This is a genomic window from Lentzea sp. NPDC058436 (assembly GCF_042721515.1).
Lineage (GTDB): Bacteria > Actinomycetota > Actinomycetes > Mycobacteriales > Pseudonocardiaceae > Lentzea.
This window is the reverse complement of record NZ_JBHXLF010000001.1, coordinates 1195839-1212192: the sequence shown is the minus strand read 5'-3', so window position 1 is coordinate 1212192 and position 16354 is coordinate 1195839. Positions and strand designations below refer to the sequence as shown.

At 63.6% G+C, this 16354-nt stretch carries 14 protein-coding genes; 8 read left to right on the top strand and 6 right to left on the bottom strand.

The features are described 5' to 3' along the window. The first annotated feature begins 17 nt into the window (after positions 1 to 17). The 6 genes from ACFWN2_RS04655 to ACFWN2_RS04630 all read left to right on the top strand — a co-directional run bounded on the left by ACFWN2_RS04655 (position 18) and on the right by ACFWN2_RS04630 (position 6738). A complete protein-coding gene (locus ACFWN2_RS04655; RefSeq protein ID WP_382424897.1) occupies positions 18 to 1172 on the top strand; it encodes a nucleotidyltransferase in 1155 nt (384 codons plus the stop codon). A 94-nt stretch (positions 1173 to 1266) separates the two neighbouring features. Then, positions 1267 to 1662, top strand: a complete 396-nt coding sequence (locus ACFWN2_RS04650; protein ID WP_382424896.1) for a hypothetical protein — start codon at positions 1267 to 1269, stop codon at positions 1660 to 1662. 599 nt (positions 1663 to 2261) lie between these two features. Continuing rightward, on the top strand, positions 2262 to 3536 hold the full coding sequence (locus ACFWN2_RS04645; RefSeq protein ID WP_382424895.1) for a hypothetical protein: 1275 nt from the start codon (positions 2262 to 2264) through the stop codon (positions 3534 to 3536). Beyond that, positions 3536 to 5911, top strand: a complete 2376-nt coding sequence (locus tag ACFWN2_RS04640) for a DEAD/DEAH box helicase (protein WP_382424894.1) — start codon at positions 3536 to 3538, stop codon at positions 5909 to 5911. Before ACFWN2_RS04645 ends, ACFWN2_RS04640 begins: the two co-directional genes overlap by 1 nt. Before the next feature lie 251 nt (positions 5912 to 6162). Continuing rightward, complete coding sequence (locus ACFWN2_RS04635; RefSeq protein ID WP_382424893.1) at positions 6163 to 6318, top strand: hypothetical protein; 156 nt, start codon at positions 6163 to 6165, stop codon at positions 6316 to 6318. A 111-nt stretch (positions 6319 to 6429) separates the two neighbouring features. Next, the gene (locus tag ACFWN2_RS04630; RefSeq protein ID WP_382424892.1) at positions 6430 to 6738 is read left to right on the top strand and encodes a hypothetical protein; all 309 of its coding nucleotides are present in this window, start codon (positions 6430 to 6432) and stop codon (positions 6736 to 6738) included. Positions 6739 to 7170: 432 nt separating this feature from the next. Here ACFWN2_RS04630 and ACFWN2_RS04625 read toward each other — a convergent pair whose 3' ends face one another. The 5 genes from ACFWN2_RS04625 to ACFWN2_RS04605 are packed head-to-tail and all read right to left on the bottom strand — an operon-like array spanning position 7171 to position 11969. After that, positions 7171 to 7602: an HIT family protein gene (locus ACFWN2_RS04625; RefSeq protein ID WP_382424891.1), complete on the bottom strand. Its 432-nt coding sequence runs from the start codon at positions 7600 to 7602 to the stop codon at positions 7171 to 7173. Further along, positions 7599 to 9047 carry a hypothetical protein gene (locus tag ACFWN2_RS04620; protein WP_382424890.1) on the bottom strand — a complete coding sequence of 483 codons (1449 nt, stop codon included), beginning with the start codon at positions 9045 to 9047 and terminating at the stop codon, positions 7599 to 7601. The genes ACFWN2_RS04625 and ACFWN2_RS04620 overlap by 4 nt, the downstream gene beginning before the upstream one ends. Positions 9048 to 9053: 6 nt before the next feature. Continuing rightward, positions 9054 to 10202: an inositol-3-phosphate synthase gene (locus ACFWN2_RS04615; RefSeq protein ID WP_382424889.1), complete on the bottom strand. Its 1149-nt coding sequence runs from the start codon at positions 10200 to 10202 to the stop codon at positions 9054 to 9056. A gap of 10 nt (positions 10203 to 10212) precedes the next feature. Continuing rightward, a complete protein-coding gene (locus ACFWN2_RS04610) occupies positions 10213 to 10911 on the bottom strand; it encodes a hypothetical protein (RefSeq protein ID WP_382424888.1) in 699 nt (232 codons plus the stop codon). Further along, entirely contained in the window at positions 10908 to 11969 is a 1062-nt protein-coding gene (locus ACFWN2_RS04605) for a hypothetical protein (RefSeq protein ID WP_382424887.1), read from the bottom strand. Before ACFWN2_RS04605 ends, ACFWN2_RS04610 begins: the two co-directional genes overlap by 4 nt. 177 nt (positions 11970 to 12146) lie before the next feature. Here ACFWN2_RS04605 and ACFWN2_RS04600 point away from each other — a divergent pair, with 177 nt between their 5' ends. After that, positions 12147 to 12875 (top strand): NTP transferase domain-containing protein, encoded by a 729-nt coding sequence (locus ACFWN2_RS04600; protein WP_382424886.1) that lies wholly within the window; start codon positions 12147 to 12149, stop codon positions 12873 to 12875. Between the two features lie 529 nt (positions 12876 to 13404). On the opposite strand, the gene ACFWN2_RS04595 is transcribed toward ACFWN2_RS04600, so the two are convergent. Continuing rightward, on the bottom strand, positions 13405 to 14865 hold the full coding sequence (locus tag ACFWN2_RS04595) for a recombinase family protein (protein ID WP_382424885.1): 1461 nt from the start codon (positions 14863 to 14865) through the stop codon (positions 13405 to 13407). Positions 14866 to 15686: 821 nt separating this feature from the next. Between ACFWN2_RS04595 and ACFWN2_RS04590 the strand changes: the two genes are divergently transcribed. Then, complete coding sequence (locus ACFWN2_RS04590; protein ID WP_382424884.1) at positions 15687 to 16331, top strand: hypothetical protein; 645 nt, start codon at positions 15687 to 15689, stop codon at positions 16329 to 16331. Positions 16332 to 16354: the final 23 nt, after the last annotated feature.

Below are 16354 nucleotides of genomic sequence, written 5' to 3'. Positions count from 1 at the left end.
CAAGGAGCACCCGTTCCATGACCGACTCCCCAGAGGAACTCATCTCCCAACTGCTGACCGGTGGCGTCGAGCAACTCGACATTCCCGACGAGCTCCTGGACAAGACCATCACCTGCTACGAGGACGTGGGTGAGTCGTTGCTCGACCAGGGCGGCGACCTGTGGTCCGTCCATCCCCAAGGATCGATCACTCTCGGCACCATGATCCGCCCTCCCAACGAGGACGGGGAGTACGACATCGACATCGTCTGCCACAAGGCGATCAGCAAGACCAGCACGACCCAGGAGAAGCTCAAGAACGGGGTCGGCGACATGCTCGCGGTCTACGAGAAGCTGAAGACCGACGACGACAGCGACGACCTCCCCATCCTGTCCATCAACGAGTGCCGGCGCTGCTGGACCCTCAGCTACGACGGCTTTCACCTCGACGTCGTGCCGTGTGTGGTCGATGAGGACTACCCGCCGGACAGCATCCTGCTCACCGACCTGAAGCTACGCCCCTGGCACCACAGCAACCCGAAGGGCTACGCGGAGTGGTTCCGCGACCAGTCTGCCGAGATGATCCGTGCGCTGGAAGCCAAAGCCGAGGAGGCCGGCGTCCCCGCAGTTCCGAACTGGACAGTCCACACCACGTTGCAGCGCATGGTTCAGGTGCTGAAGTGGCACTGCGCCAACCACTTTATCGATGACCTCGACGACCGTCCGCCATCGGTCATCATCACCACCCTGGCCGCCCACGCGTACTCCGGCGAGACGGATGTGTTCACGGCCGCCCTGAACGCCGTTACGCGCATGCCGGACCACATCATCGAGGTCGGCGACAAGTTGTGGGTGCCCAACCCGGCCCACGAGCTCGAGAACTTCGCCGACAAGTGGAAGGAGCCCAACAAGCGCCACGAGAAGTTCCGGTCGTGGCTCGATGTCCTCGCCTCCGACCTGAACAGCGCTGGCGACACCGCTGGGCGGGGCCTCGACCACCTGGTCGACCGGCTCGGTGAGTCCTTCGACATCGGACTGCTGAGGAAGTCGGCCCAGCGCATGGGTCTGGAGGCCAAGCAGTTCCGCGATGCGGGCAAGCTTGGCATGTCCCGCAAGGCGGGCGCGCTCATCGCGACGAGCGCATCGGCTCCCCCTATCTGGAAGCACACCTTCCATGGTCCGACGCAGCGGTAGGGCGGTCCTCACCGCGGCACAACACGCGTTCGGCATTCGCCGGGCGGTCAGCGGCAGCCGCTGCCGCATACGGCGAGGTGTGCTGAAGTGCATCGTGGACCTTCAACCCACACCCGTGTCACGCCGGTACACCGTCAGGATCACCCACCGTCCGCCTCTCGATCCTGTCGTCGAGGGCATCGCACCTGTTCTGCGTCTCCACGCCGGCGCGCAAGGGTTACCGCACGTCTACGCCGACGGCAGGTTGTGCCTGTACGAGCCCGGTGAGTGGAAGACCGATATGCCCGTCGCCAGCAGCATCCTGCCGTGGGCCAGCGAGTGGCTCTTCCACTACGAGATCTGGCTGGTCACCGGTGCATGGACAGGCGGAGGCGACTGGCCGAGCGTTGATCAGGAACACCTCGGTGCCGCCATCGCAGATAACGACCCGGGGCGAGCCAGCCAGCCAGCCGCGCCGGTGACCGATCCTCCTACTTCCGTTGCGTATTAGGAGATCCTCCTACCACTCCGCGGGTATCGGTGCCGTGGACACAGGATCGACCCGATATAGCTCCTCGCCCACGCCGTCGGCCGCTGGGCGCGGCCGGCGCCGTGGCGGTGCTGCCAATCATCTGGACAGCGTTCGCCGACCCACAACCACTGCCTACCGGTAGGCCCTGCACCTACCCTCGCCAAGCCGGGGTACAGGCAAAACACGCCTAGTGGCACAGCGGCACAGCGGCACAGCGCGGGATCATCGGCGACCGAGTGGCCCTACTGATAGACCGCGCTCGCGGGATGATCGCCACCTGCCAACTGTCCGACGACCCATCCGCGACGCGCTGCGCGAGGCGCTGCGATGCAGAACCGACTCAGCCCGCCGTGTCCGTGATGCCCTCCGCAGCGATGGGGCATGAAGCCTGATCGTCTGCGACGACCTCGCCCACTGCCACTAGACCAGCCGATGACGAGCCGGACTGCAGCATAAGTGCAGATCAGATCATGCGGCCGCTTTTGACACCATAGGGCGTGCCACCGTTTCGGCATCGCGGTTGCGCTTCGTTCCGAAATTTCGATACAGTGGGTCGCCACCTTTCAGAACAACGAATCATGGATGAGGACATCATGGAGAAGTACCTGCGGTCCCCGGTCACGGTGCCGATTACGGCCTGCCACCCCGACCCCAACAACCCACGCCTCGCACTGTCCGATGCGCCGGGCTACGCCGACGACGCGGCACTCTTCGACGAGACCCTGCGCAAGCAGATCCTCGAGGAGATCGGCAACGACGCCCACGGCATCGCCGATCTGGCCGAGGCGATCGCCGGCCAGGGCTGGATGCCAATCGACAACATTCTCGGCTGGCAGCACCCGGATAACCCGAAACGCTGGGTGATCGTGGAGGGCAACCGTCGGCTCATCACCCTGAACCGGCTGCGTACCGACGACCTGCCGAAGGCACGCAAGAAGCTCGCGCGCATGGAGGCCAAAGCGTCGAGTTACCCCAAGAGCGAGATCGAGAGCTGCCGGGCGCAAGTCCAGCGCCTGGAACAGGTCATCGCCGACACAGAAAACCTGTCAATTGTGCCCGTCGACGCTTCAACTCCCGAGGAGTTGGAGCACAAACTGCCCCGCGTCCTCGCCGTGCGACACATCACCGGCGCCAAGGAGTGGGGCAACTACGCTGAGGACATCTGGCTGCTCAACCGATACGAGCACCTGTACGCCGACACTTACGGTGAGAAGGCGGACCTCTCCTGGGATTCCGCCATCCTCAAGCGCGTGGCCCACGAGGCCTCGCTCGGCGAGACCACCACTAGGCGCCAACTCCGGGCGGCGAAGTGGTTCAGCCACTTCCGCGCCGAGTGGGAGGACGAACTGCCCGAGGGGGAAACGTTCGGCAAGAAGGACTACTACCTGTTCGAGAACATCTCCAAGAAGCCGTGGGTCCGCCAGAAGCTCGGCATCAGCGAGGACGCCATGGCGATCCCCGAGCAGGGGGAAATGGCGCTGTTCACCTGGGTATTTAAGGAGCCGCGGACCAAGAAGGCCGAGACCAACCCGAACACCTTCTACCGGCACGAGAACATCCTGGTCTGGGACCAGATGAACCGGTACGACGAAGCCCAGGGCACGTCCTTCGCCAGCCGGTTCGACGTGGAGAACCCGGACGAGGCGCCGACCATGCACGAGGTCGAGGCCGAGTACCTGATGCACAAGGCGACCAAGAAGCCTCACGCCGTCCTGGACGACCTGCTGCGGCGGCTGAACGAGTTCTCGGCGAGCCAACTCACGTCTGAGGGGCACTTTCTGCGCCCGCAACTGGAGCAGGTGCGCGACGTGGCCGCCAAGTTCATCAAGATGATCGACGCCTCGGAGGCCTGATGCCCCGCCACAGCATGACCGAATCTCGCGTGCAGGCGGTTATCCACCATCTGGCCGACTTGGTGCTTCGCCTCGGCAGCGTCAACGCCGTTGCCCAGGGTCTCTCCCAGGCCTTGGGCGACCAGGCGGGGCGCATCTACCCGAACCGGATCCATGGACTGCTTACCGACGATCCGTCCCGAGGGGTGAACACCGCGACCCTGGAGCTGCTCGAGCAGGCCTGTGCCGCTTTCCAACCCGAGCCGACGTCCGTGGAGTGGGCGTTCAGCCCGGACGCCATCCGTTCGATGGTGGCGGCCCACGCCGCCAAGCTGCCCCGTCGCGAGGCGCAGGCAACAGTGGCCGACGAGCTTGGCCTCCCCATCGGCGTCGTCGCGGCGACTGCCCCCGAAAGCGCGAAACCGACCGCTGCCGTCCAGCAGGACTCAAGCCTGCTCCCCGACTGGTCCTGGCAAGACGATGCGGTGAAGGCATCGCTGAAGTCTTTGTCGCAGGGCGCTATCAAAACCGGCTTGATCGTGCCCACCGGCGGTGGCAAGACGCGCATCGCATTGCGGATCGCCCTGGAGTGGCTCGCCGCCCAGGAGCCGAGTCGCACTGTCCTCTGGGTGACTCACCGTCACCTGCTCAAAACGCAGGCTAGGAGAACGCTGCAAGCCTTGATGCGAGAGTCAGGACTTGGGTCCGATGAGGCAACTCAGGCCTTCGAGCGGGTCCACTTTGCGATGACGAACAACCTCAGCGGGACCCTGGCGAGCCTCGGCGACTCGCTGTCCCTAGTGATCGTGGACGAGGCGCACCACGCCGCGGCGTCTTCTTACGCGCCGATCCTCAAGCTCGAGAGCATTCCGAGCCTATTCCTAACCGCCACACCGAATCGATCAGACGCCCTGCCGATCGGCATCGACGAGATCGCGTACACGATCACCTACCGCGAACTGTTCAGCCGGGGCTGCGTCATCGAACCGGTCTTCGACCCTCCGGAGGATATGCCGGAGCTGGATTGGCACTCGCCCGAAGGGCTACGCGATCTTGCGGACTACCTGCTAGAGCGGACTGACACCGACTTCGCGAAGCCACTCATCGCTGTATCGCTGCGCGAACGTGCCGAGAACCTGTACGAAGCCCTCCTCGAGCAGTTGGAGGTGAGAGACTCGCACCCTCTGGTGAGCGATGACATCGCCTTCGTTCACGGCGACGCCAACAGTCGCGGCCTGTCCACGCCTGGGGAATTCTTGGACGAGTTCGCGGCACGGCCAGCTGGGATTCTCATCGCGACCAGCCAACTCGTCGGTGAGGGGTTTGACGACCCATCCATCGATGCCGCCATCATCACATACCCCTCCTCCAGCATCGGTCACCTCATGCAGGTGGCGGGCCGGGCTCTGCGCGCCGCTCCAGGAAAATCCTCTGCCCACGTCGTGCAAGTCCACGACTCGCCTCTTGAGTACCACTTCGAGCAGCGATGGCTATATCAGGACATCTCGGATGCCCTACGACCGGCCCTCGTTGACTTGACCTACTCATCGCCGGCGGATCTCGAGATACAGTTTCGTCGACAACTGGAAGAACACCACGTGTCCAGGCGCATTGCCGCCGAACTTTTGGAGGAACTCCGAACTGTATCGGCGAGCGCCTCGATCCATCTTATGCTCACCGGCCTACCCTACTTCGGCGACGTGGACGACTTCGAGGCCCATGCCTCTTGGAGTGCACTACTTGTTACGCCGACCGAGCAGCACAGGTTCATGCATGTCTTCAACGAGTTGTCCTCCCGGACGGAAGATCTCCGAGACCAGGCCGCATGGTTGTCACAGCGACTGGGGAGAACGACATCATCTCAGCACCTACGCACGTCGTACGCCAACCTCGTGCCGGCAACTGAACACGCCCGCAGGGAGATAGCCGGCGCGCCCTACTACGGGAGCGAAAGCCGCGGCTATCGACCGGGGCGAAATACGACCTGGCTCAAGTACGTGACGTTCACGTTCACTCCCTCGGTTCCGCCAGCGCTCGAGGAGTTGTTCGCAGACTCGTACAATCGTAATCCCGTGCTCGCCCAGTACGTCGCTCAACCCGAGAAGTGGCGCTCAGCGCTCCGCCTGGAATTGCCTATTCACGGATCAGAGGCCTTCCTCCTGGACACAGAACAAGCCGCCTGGCTAAACGAGCAACTGAGCGAACTCGAACGCACGCTCGTAGCGAGTAGTCGGCTCCGAGTGCTCATTGACCTTGAGGCGTGGCGAGTTGCGATCGACCGCTGTCCACTTCCTCGTCGCTTTATCGAGCACATCGAGCAGCTGCTACGACCGGAGCGACGTGAGCAGCACCTGCTCGCCCTCGACGCAGAGCCCACCCCGAAAACGATAGAGTAGAACATGCATCTTCAGCCAGGCCTGCAAGTCAAGCGCACGGAACTGCATCAACGGTACGACGGCAGCGGGCAGGACGGCATCTCCGCGTCGTCGCAGTCGCCCAACATCGTCATCTTTTCCGACCCTGCTATTGGCGAGCAGCATGGCTACTTCGATGGCTGGCAGGCCGACGAACTGTGCCGCTACATCGGCGAAGACCAACGCGGAGATCAGCAAATGATCCGCGGCAACCGAGCCTCGACTCGGCAACGGTGGCCAGGCGGCACGCGGAGGCCAGATGCGACGGCATCGCGGAGGCCGTGGTGATCAGCCTGATCGGGCTGACCGATCTGGCTACAAGTCGTTCCCGGCTCCCGACGGCCGGGCTGCTGGCGGCGGGACGCAGGACCCGCGTCCAGGCCCCCTGACACGCCAACCGGCGGCGACCCCTGCCAGACGAGCACGGCAGGGCTCGCCCGATCACCTCGTACGTCGATCACCACGGCAGGGTACGGCTGGCGCTGGCGACCCACGACAACGTGGTCTGCCGCTGGATCCCGCTCACGGGCAAGGCGGACGGTGAGCCGCTGTCCTGGCCGGACAGCGAGATCCACGCGATCATCGCGATTCCCCGCCCGTCCGGTGATCTTCTGGTCACCGGGCATGAGGACGGCGGCCTCCGCGTGGGGATCCTGCCGTGGACGCCGCCATCCGCGACCTCGACTCCCCCCGCTGGGTCCAGAGTGCGCACGCTCGTCCACCTCCCCTCCTCGGACACAGTGGTGGCCGGTCACAACAACGGCCACGTTCGCATGTGGAACGCCGGCACCTGCACGTCGATCTTCTGAGCTCACCGCGGCCACACCGGCGGAGTGCGTGGATTGGCCGTGCTTCCGGGAGACAGCTCGTCGGAGTCCGTGATCTCCTACGCGGCCACGGTGTCGTGCGACCGCGGGATCCGAAAACGGGCATCCTGTTCGAGAAAGCACTGTCCATACAGGACGTCGACATTCGCTCGGTCACCGCGGTCACCGACCGGCTCGGCCGGCGCGTTGTCGCCACCGGGGACAACCTCGGCATGCTTCGCCGGTCGGACGCGAGTTCCGGCGACACCGCCGGCGGTTCGATGAGAGGCCATCGGTCAAAGATTCGCGCCTGGCTGCCGCCATAGAGTTCGTGCTCGTAGTCACGCAGCCATTGGGCGTCAGTGATCTCGGCCTGGTGATGCCTCGTGAACAGTGCGTCGGGCCGGAGCGCGACCCGACGCACCGCGCATCTGCTCAGACTTCAACCTGCGACATGGCTCGGTGAATGTCGAGCAGCACCTCGTCGGACGTGTCGACGTCCTTGAACTCGATTACGCGCGGCCATGCCTCGTCGCGCCACTCGATGTCGTGCGCTGATCGCGCCGAGCTGTACCGAGGGAAGGCGTGGAAGTGCACGAAGGGATCCTTCATCATGGCGGCCACATAGTTGAACCGCTCGGCGCCGTACAACTCCTTCGTGACGCGTTCGAACCACCGAGCGACCGTTGGCATCTCGGCGCTCTCGTCGTGGCTCATCTCACCCAGTGCCGGGATCGCTCGCTTGGGCAGAAATACGACCGAGCCGAGCGTAACTTGCTTTCCCCGGACGACGACCAGCCAGTGGTCGAACTCCCGCACGGTCAACTCGGCGGGGCGAAACTTCTTCCAGTGCTCCAGCGCGGTCAAGTCAGTTCCTCCGTGTGTTCGATCAAAGGGATCAACTTCTGGTCGATGAAGTTGAGCACATGGGTACGGCTGCGACGGTCCGGCGGGATCCGATCCCAGATCGTGTCGAAGTCGTGGGTGAAGCTCGCTCCGACCGTCGCGCTGTGGATGAAGATCGCGTTAAGACGGTGGGCATCGGCAACTCCGATGGCCTCGTGCATCACAACCAGCCGTCCATCGATCAGCTCATACTTCAACGGCAACGGATCGGTCGTGATGCCCACGACATAGTTCTCGTGCAGCGTCAGTGCCTCCCGCCATCGGCGCACGGTATCGGACATGTCGTCGGTCGAAAGCTTTACCTTCGATGAATGGCGTCGCGACGCGACATAGGTCAGCAGTTCGGCTTCGTTGTAGATCTCACGGCACGTCATGCCTCGCGCCAGGGCAGCGAAGAACTCGGCGCGCCGCGCGTTATGCTCGTTGACGTACTCGACCACCGACTTGGACGCGGGACCGAAGCGCTGCTCAGCAATGGAACGGACGGTTGATTCGGATTTAAAGATCACCGACAAGCGTTTCGGCAACCTCTCGACGGTCGTCGCCCCGGCTTCGGCAGGCACGATGCGCTCGCGATAGTCCTTCGGTGACGATGCCGTAAGGATTTTACCAAAGCCAGCGTGGCCACGAGCGTCCGAAAACAACATCTCAGAGATCGCGTACATAGCGTCGGCGAGATTGCGACTGTCGCCGCTGTCTGAACGCTCACCGCGCACGATCGGCAATTGCCGGATATCGCCCGCGCTACCTACTGGACCGAAATACATGACCCGTCCGATGGATGCGATGAGCCACGCTGAAGGCCAGTCGACGGACTCTTTGCCGACGATGACGTGCTGGCCCGTAAGATGGCTGCGCAGTGTTTTTCCATCACTAGGATCTACTAGGATCTCAAGCCGTATACCGGAGGCGGAAATGCCGCGCAGGATCTCTCCCATCGGGGAGTGCGGGTCGCCCAGCGATCGCACCATCGCGTGTGGTGCGATCAGTCTAGCGTGAGTCACCCGCTTCGCGTCGCTCGCCAAGTCGCCGCGCAGCCGGGTCGGATCAGACAGGTGATAGAGGTCGGTCAAGCCCGCGAACCTCGCGTTTCCGGTATCGGCGGACTGACGGGTTCGCCGACCCATCAGATATGTGACGTGCGCGCAAACCCAACCGAATAACGAGATCGAGGCGTTCACGTAAGGATTGCTGGACGGGACGAGGTAGAAGACCAGTCCACCGAGACCATAAGCCGCTGGTCCGTACACGAGCACGAGGCCGACGCTGAACCCTGGCTCGGACGGGCGGCGCTGCTTGAGCTGCCCGGTGCGCCAGGTCGTGGCCACGGTCGGCAAACCCGCGCATGCCACGCCGATGGCGATGCTGACAAGCGTGCCGCTGAAGTAGACGGTCAGATCGACCATGACCACCTACGCTTTTCTGAGCGCAGTGTAGAAGCCGACCAAATCTTTCAGGAGCGCACCGGGGGCTACGCCCTCGCGGCCAAGAGGTCTCTTGAAGAAGTAGCCGACCTCATGGCGGAGCCCAGAAAGACTGAAACGGGCGCCGTAGTCCAAGAGTCGGGCGAGATCGAAGAGCATTGCGGAGGCGAGCATACTATCTGCACCCCGCCAGTTCACCCGAATGTCGAGTCGACTGCCAGCCCAACCTTCGATCGAGATCGCGTCCCAGGATTCCTTGTGGTCGCCCCAGTGGGGTACGTAGTCGATGGAGACGTGGTGGTCGAAATCGTCGTAACCGAGCAACTTCGGTAAGCCGTCGGATTTGTCGGACAACTTCACCACGGCGTGTTGTGGAAGAGAAAGTACGTAACCGTCGTGATTGCCGATAACGTTAGTGCTGTACCAGCCACGCACCCGAAAGCCGCGCGACTTCAGTAGTTCGCCGAGCGCCATCTTGAGCATCGTCTGACCTGTACTGCCATCCCGACCAGCGAGCTGCACGGCATGTTCGGCCGCGAGCCGGTGCACCAATGCGGAGTCCAGGCACCGGCCGGGCGTGAAGTCGACGAAATGCGCGCCGGCACGAATCGCACCCAGTGCGTACACCACCGACGAAGGAACCACCCCTGCCGTGGCTCGCAGCTCCTCCCAGGTGTTCGGCACAGGGACCGGGTCGTTGGCGTCGTCGGCGTGCGGCGACCCGGTGTAGAACACGATGGCGCTGTCCGCGCCCGCGGTGGTCGTGAAGCGGCCGATGTCCTCGGCTACCCTATCGACCGCCTCGCCAACGTCGGTGACCTGTACGAAGTTGTCGAAACCTGTCCGCGGTTCGATGTCAAGGTTCGTTCTTATCCCCGACATAGGCCGGATGGCCGACAAAGCCTGCCGGGTGTCGGCGTGCAGACTCCCGACTATTCCATGGCCGTCGCACACAGCATCCAGCGCGCGAGAGTCGAAGTCCCAGCCTCCGAAACGGAAGCCGTCCGGGCGTCGCAGGTCGAGCGCTTCCAACGGCCCCGTGGTCGTGGTTGACCTGAGGTACGAGGGTTGCCGAATCGACTCGAGCAATGTCGCTACCGCCGTGGAAGCGGTCGAACCGGCCAAGCCGACGAACATGAGAGCAGTGCTACCAGTCATCACGCATCCCGTCATCTAGGAGCGGCTGTGCTTGCAGGCCGTAGAAGCGACCTCGCAGGTCGACAAGCCACTCGACTTCCAGCACTTGCATCGATGTCCGCAGCTTCGCCAACTCGGTGAACGCGAGAGCGATCCGATCGGACCACCAGGCGATCCGGTCTGAGTCGTCAGCCGGTCCGCGCACGATTCCCGTGTAGGGCAGGACGCACTGCAGTTCACCGGCGGCGTGGCCGCCAGCCAACGGTTCGAGGTTGCCCTCTCTCCACGCCGTCCTGATGCCGCGGCGCGGATCGACGTGAGCGATCCCGGAGATCAGCGCCGTGAAGTAGGGCTGCAACAGCTCCACGACCCGAGGCGGCGGCAGCCTGTGCTCGTCGAGTCGAGTACGCACGGCTTCGTCCATCGCGCTCTGCCGGATTTGCTCGACCGCGGGCGGCAGGTCCTCGAAGCGCTCGATACGGACCGAGTCGTATAGCCCGGAGAGTAGGGGGAGGACTGCAAAGTCGACGACGGGCGACGCGCGCACGATGTAGCCACCAGAGCCAGGGGGAACGGGTGGGCAGCCGGATCCTCCGACGGGGTTTAGCGGCACGGGGAACGTAGGCGGGGTGGGGATGCCTTGCGCAGCCAGGGCGCGCAGGCCGAATCCCTTGGCGCCCGTATCAGGGTCGGTCGTCGTATCGGTCACGGACGGAACTCCGCTGGTCCAGCCAGGGCGACCAACTCGGCGTGATCCATGGTCCTCAGCTCCGCGAGGTCAAGGGAGCGGCGCTCGGCGAGTTCATGAGCCTGCGCGCCAAACCTGGAAAAAATCAGTTTGTTGAGCACGAACTTCCACTCCTTCACGACAATGGTTGTCGCGCAGAGTTTCAGCCGGTCATCGTCGAGGGGCGGCAGCGCGTCACCGAGCGAGATGTATTCCCGGTAGACACGGCGCACATGCCGTTCGACTGCCACCGTTACGGTGGTGTCCGGCAAGTCCACCGGCGTGGAGTCCGTCAGCAGATCCTTATGGTTGTCCAGTTGCCGAGCACGATGCCACGCGACGATGTCGGGCGTCAGCACAACGTCGAGCAGGTCGGCGAGATCAGCTGTACGCGGCGCGCCGCGGCGGAGGTGCTCGCGCAGTTCGAGCAGGACGTGCTCGTAGGTGTTGTGCGTGAGCAGGTGGACCGAGAAGTAGGCGTGCAGCAGTTCGCACAGTTCGGCCAGCCGTCGATGACCGGTGTTGGCCGGACCGGAGAGGGAGCGCAGAATCTCGTCGTATACCTGCACCTGATGGCGGAGCAGCGCGGGTGCCCTGGTCGTGTCGGCGGCGAGCCGTTCCAGATCGGCGGTGGACGGCGCGGCACGAAACCAAAGCCGACCGTCGAGCCGGTGATCCACTACGGCTTCCTGGTAGCCGAGCGACCGCGCGGACCGGGTCAACCCCGGCACCATCAGAGAGGCGGTCAACCGGTCATACCGGCGGTGGTGCCAGTAGCAGTAGGCCGTCACGACGGCGGGTCGGCTCGTCACGTCCCATTCCTGAAATTCGTGTGATGATGACTTCCGCCATTCCTGTCCGCGGTCGTAACGAAATGCCCCGGCGGCATCTGGCGACAAGTGCACGAAATCTCCATCGATGGTCACCCGCATGCCGGACCGCAGTGAGTGGATATCAGTAAAATCTGTGATCCACAACGGCCGGCCGGTTCCGACCGAGCGCAGGATGTTTGCCCCGTGGCACGCGAAGCTGCCAGCCATCGTAATGACGCATGATACGCGTGAGGCGAGCGCGGTATTTGCCACCGCTATGGTGAGACTCGGGGCCACGAGCACAGTTCTTGCGTCCATCTTGTCAGCCGTGCCATAGTGCACGACATTTCCAGAAGTTCGGCCGCGGAAAACCGCGTAACCGTGCAGCGGTGAAGGGGTACACATATGTTCGGATTACGTCATGCCGGGCTGATGGCCGGCGGTACCGGATCGCGTTTGCGGGCACAAGGTGTCACTACTCCGAAGCCTTTCGTTCGGGTGGGTGGCCGACCGGTCGTGTCGTACTTCCTTGACGAGGCGGCCCACCTAGGGGTCACGGACGTGTCGGCCGCGGTCCGAGCCGATGACGATGAGGTGATGACCGGACTGGCAGCAGACCGCAGGTTCGAGTGGAACTTCATACCCACCTCCGGGGAGGGCACCTTCGAAGCTGTACGCGCCCTGTCGGCGAGCTTCGCAGGGAAGGAGCACTTGATCAGTACCTGTGACGTGGTACTGCCGATCGGCAGCCTCGGACGGTTAGTCGAAGCGGCTCGGCGTACACCGAGCCGCTTAATGACGGTGCTCGGAACGGATCTGGTGCACGACTCCGATCCCATTTGGATTCACTGTCACGACGCCGACCCGGAGGTGGTCACCGGGATCGGCAAGGGCATATCAGCGTCCAGCTCCGTGTTCGGGAACGTGCGGTGGGTCGGGGAAGAGATGTGGACTTCCATGGGCAAGTTGAAACTGTCCGGGGTCAAGCGCGATACGCAGTTCATGGCCACTTTGGTGTCCACCTTTCCCGGCGCGGTCGGCGTATACCTTGAGCGCGATGTCATCGACGTTGACGACCTAGCGGATCTCGACGTAGCCGAGCGACTGGTGCGCACATGGTCCGAACACGCTTGACATCGTCGGCGACATCACTTTCGTTTCACCCCCATCGGGGCAACGTGGTACCCGCATTACCCCCGGTCGGTTGGAATATGGAGCGTGCTCGCAAGGTGCCGGACTCGGCCGGGTAGTTAATCAGATGTCCTGCTAGCCGCACTCCGGCGACACGCCAGATTGCGCCCATTAAATATTCCTATAGTTGACAAAAAGGGGACAACTGGCGTTTGTGCCTGGCCCTCAGGGTGCCAACTGCCTCTGCAACGCAGCCTCATCAACCCGTCTTCGAGGCGGGGATCTTCAACGGTAGGACACGTGGTGATCAAGGTGTCCCCAGGTCCCGCCGCGAAGGTCCGCAGCTAGCGACGACCTACGAACACAAGCCCTGGGCCCCGTCCCGCGTGACCACCGCAGGACGGGCGTCGTGTGCCGAACCGGTCGGGTCGTCCTACTCAAAGCCAGGCAGAGCTACGTGGGTGAATAGTGTGCGACTTCGTCTCGGACATTCTCTTACCCCACGGGATTCACCAGAATCCCGTGGGGTAATTCATATTTCGACGACTTTCGTGTCATCACACCAATCCAACGCAAGCGTCGACTGAACTGGTCGACAGGTAGTTTCCGCAGCCTTGAGCGTTAGCGGTGCGGGTCGAATTTCAAGACGCTGGTCGCTGTAGTGAATGTGCAGGTGTTGCTCGCGGACTTGATCGACCAGGTTTTCGCCCGCACCTACTTCCGCAGGGCCCGCGGCCCGCCCGAGCAGGTGTGGCAGTGTCTCGAGAAGGTGGTCTTCTCGGACGTAGATGTTCCGCGGTTCGCCGCCGGAACGTCGCTTGACGCTGGTGAAGCCATGCCGGCATCGATAGCCAGCTCGCCCATGAACCCAGTGCCCGTCCATCCGACGACCACACAGCCCGCACACGACAAGCCCCGCCAGCAGGTAGCACCGGACCTCGCCGTCCTTTGCAGGCTTCGCCAACCGCATCCCCTGCACGGCGACGAACGTCTCGTCATCCACGAGTGGTTCGTGCGCGATCCGTTCGGAGACCTCCCATTCGCTGACCGGATTCCACCGCAGCACACCTGAACCGCGGCCGCCGGGACGGCCTCCAGGCCCGTGACCCGTCGTGCTGCTTCGGTTCCACACCTGCCGGCCGGTGTAGCGCGGGTTCTCCAGGATCATCGCCACTGTCCGGACGATCCACCGCTCCCCCGACCTGTGCGCGTTCCGCTCGGGATCGGCACCCGACGGGCACACCACGCCACGCTCGTTGAGCTCCCGTGCCAACGACGCCACCGTCCGCCCGCGAGCACGTTCGGCGAACATCCACCGCACCCACGGCGCCGTCACCGGATCCGGCGCCAACACCTGCACCCGCCGACCCCACCGCCCATGCACAGGATTCGGATGCCGACCACCATCAACCAACCGATACCCATACGGCGGCCGACCACCCAGAAACCGGCCCTGCAAACGAGTCTGAGACCGCATCGCCGCCAACACCCGCTGACGAGCCCGCGCCACCTCACGCTGCGCCTGCGCACCCAACAACACCATCAACGCCTCATGCACCGGACTACCGAGCTCCACCGGACCGCCCGCTTCCGGCAGCCACACCTCGACACCAAGTGCGTTAAGCCGAGCCACGACCTCGCGGAACTGATCACCGTGAAACGCCCGCTCGTACTCACCGACGACCACCGCGTCGAAATCACGATCAGGATCTGCAGCGGCGGCCAGCAACGCCGCAGCCTCCGGACGGTCCAGCCACGACCACCGCCGCGACACACCCACATCAAAGAACTCCGCAACAACCGAACCGACGCCGTCGATCAACTCATCCGACACGGCGCGCTGCCATGCACGCGACGTCTGCACGTCCTGAAACACGCTTGTCGACATCCGCCCGTAGAACGCAAAGCGCAGGCCAGGCTCCTCAGACGGTGTCGCTGGACGGCGACGTCCCGTCAACGCGGCAACCAGTTCGGCGTTCGTCAGCCTGGCCACAGTCAGCTCCCTCGGTCACAACCGAGACCCAGCTGTCAAAGGCATCGTGACGACGTCCTGTCCATCTCCACCCGAACAGACCAAGAGCGAGCCACACCAGAAATCGGGCCAGCTCACCATCACGGCAAGCCAACTCAGAGATGACCTGCCGTACTGGATGGGTTCCAGAGATGGTGTGCGTTCGAGTTCCGGCAGCGCGACAACCTCCCCGTCTGGGCCCTCGCTCCGTGGACGCTGCTCTGAGCCCAGGACGTCGAGCACCGGCGAGTTCACGATGATCCGGCACGAAGGACAGTGCCCGCGCCTTGCTCGATGGTCCGATCCCTTCGCCGTGGTGTGGACGTGCGAAACTCTCCCGGCTACGCTCTACGCGGGCAGCCTGGACTGCCTTTCTCCGAGTCTGAGTTCCACGCGACGAAGACGCCGAGGACAACGGTTGCCGATCCAGAAGCACTACCTGTTGGATTGGGATCTCTCTCATGTCACAGGGCTGGTGGGCGTGGGGTGCTAGTCCGGAGCAGGATTGAGATGACCTCCAACAATCACACACAGAATCGCGCGCTCCAGCAGGATGCGCGCAAGTGGGCAGCCTTCACTGGCGCAAAGTACACCGCCGCTCTGCGGCAGATGAGTTCTCCGCTGACCCAAGGGCTCCTCGGCGATCGAGTCAGTGCACGGCGACTCATCGCTATCCTCGACGATCATGAGTTGATCGGTGCGCGCGGTGGCGATCCTGTCCTCGGTGAGGATGGATTCTCTCGGAAGCGTCGTGGCACTTCAATGGCGAGACTGACTTTATCGAACTCGCTCTCATCACGGACATGCTCCGCATGTTCACCCCTATCTCGGGGACCGCGACGCTGGAGGTGAACAGCTATTCCTTGAAGCACACCGCGGAGTGGTTCCTGGCCCCGCACTGCTCGTATGTGTCCAACGGCCGGCTGATCTGGGCAGCAGCAGCGCTGGGGCTCATGATCGCCGACCCGGATGATGCTGGCCCGAACCTCCTGATTGGTGTGTCGGAGCGCGAGCACGACTACGTACGCAGAATGGTCGGTCCGGGGCAGACTCGACCGCATTCAGACCACTACTGCCCCGCCGGGTACGCACATCTACAGGCCGCGCTTGCCCAGGCGGCAACTGGCAAGCCCATCACAGGTCGCTGGGTTCGGCCAGCTCCCGTGAACGAGGTGGCTGCGTTCCACGCCTGGCTGATTCTGCAGGCCGATCGCAACGACCCAGTGGGCGATCTGGCAAACGACTACTCCTCCGGCGTGCGAGACGGCGATCATCGCATCGCTCGCACCCCCGACGAGCTGCTGACGATCTTCCGTGAGCTTTCACATTCGCCCGAGGCGTACGACGCCGTAGTGAGCGCGATCGCAGAGTGGACAAGGACGTTGCCATCACCGCAGCCCATTCGTACTGAACGAATCGGTGGAGACTCGCATTATCACGAGGGCTGAGGCGCCGGCGCTGGGACGGTGGA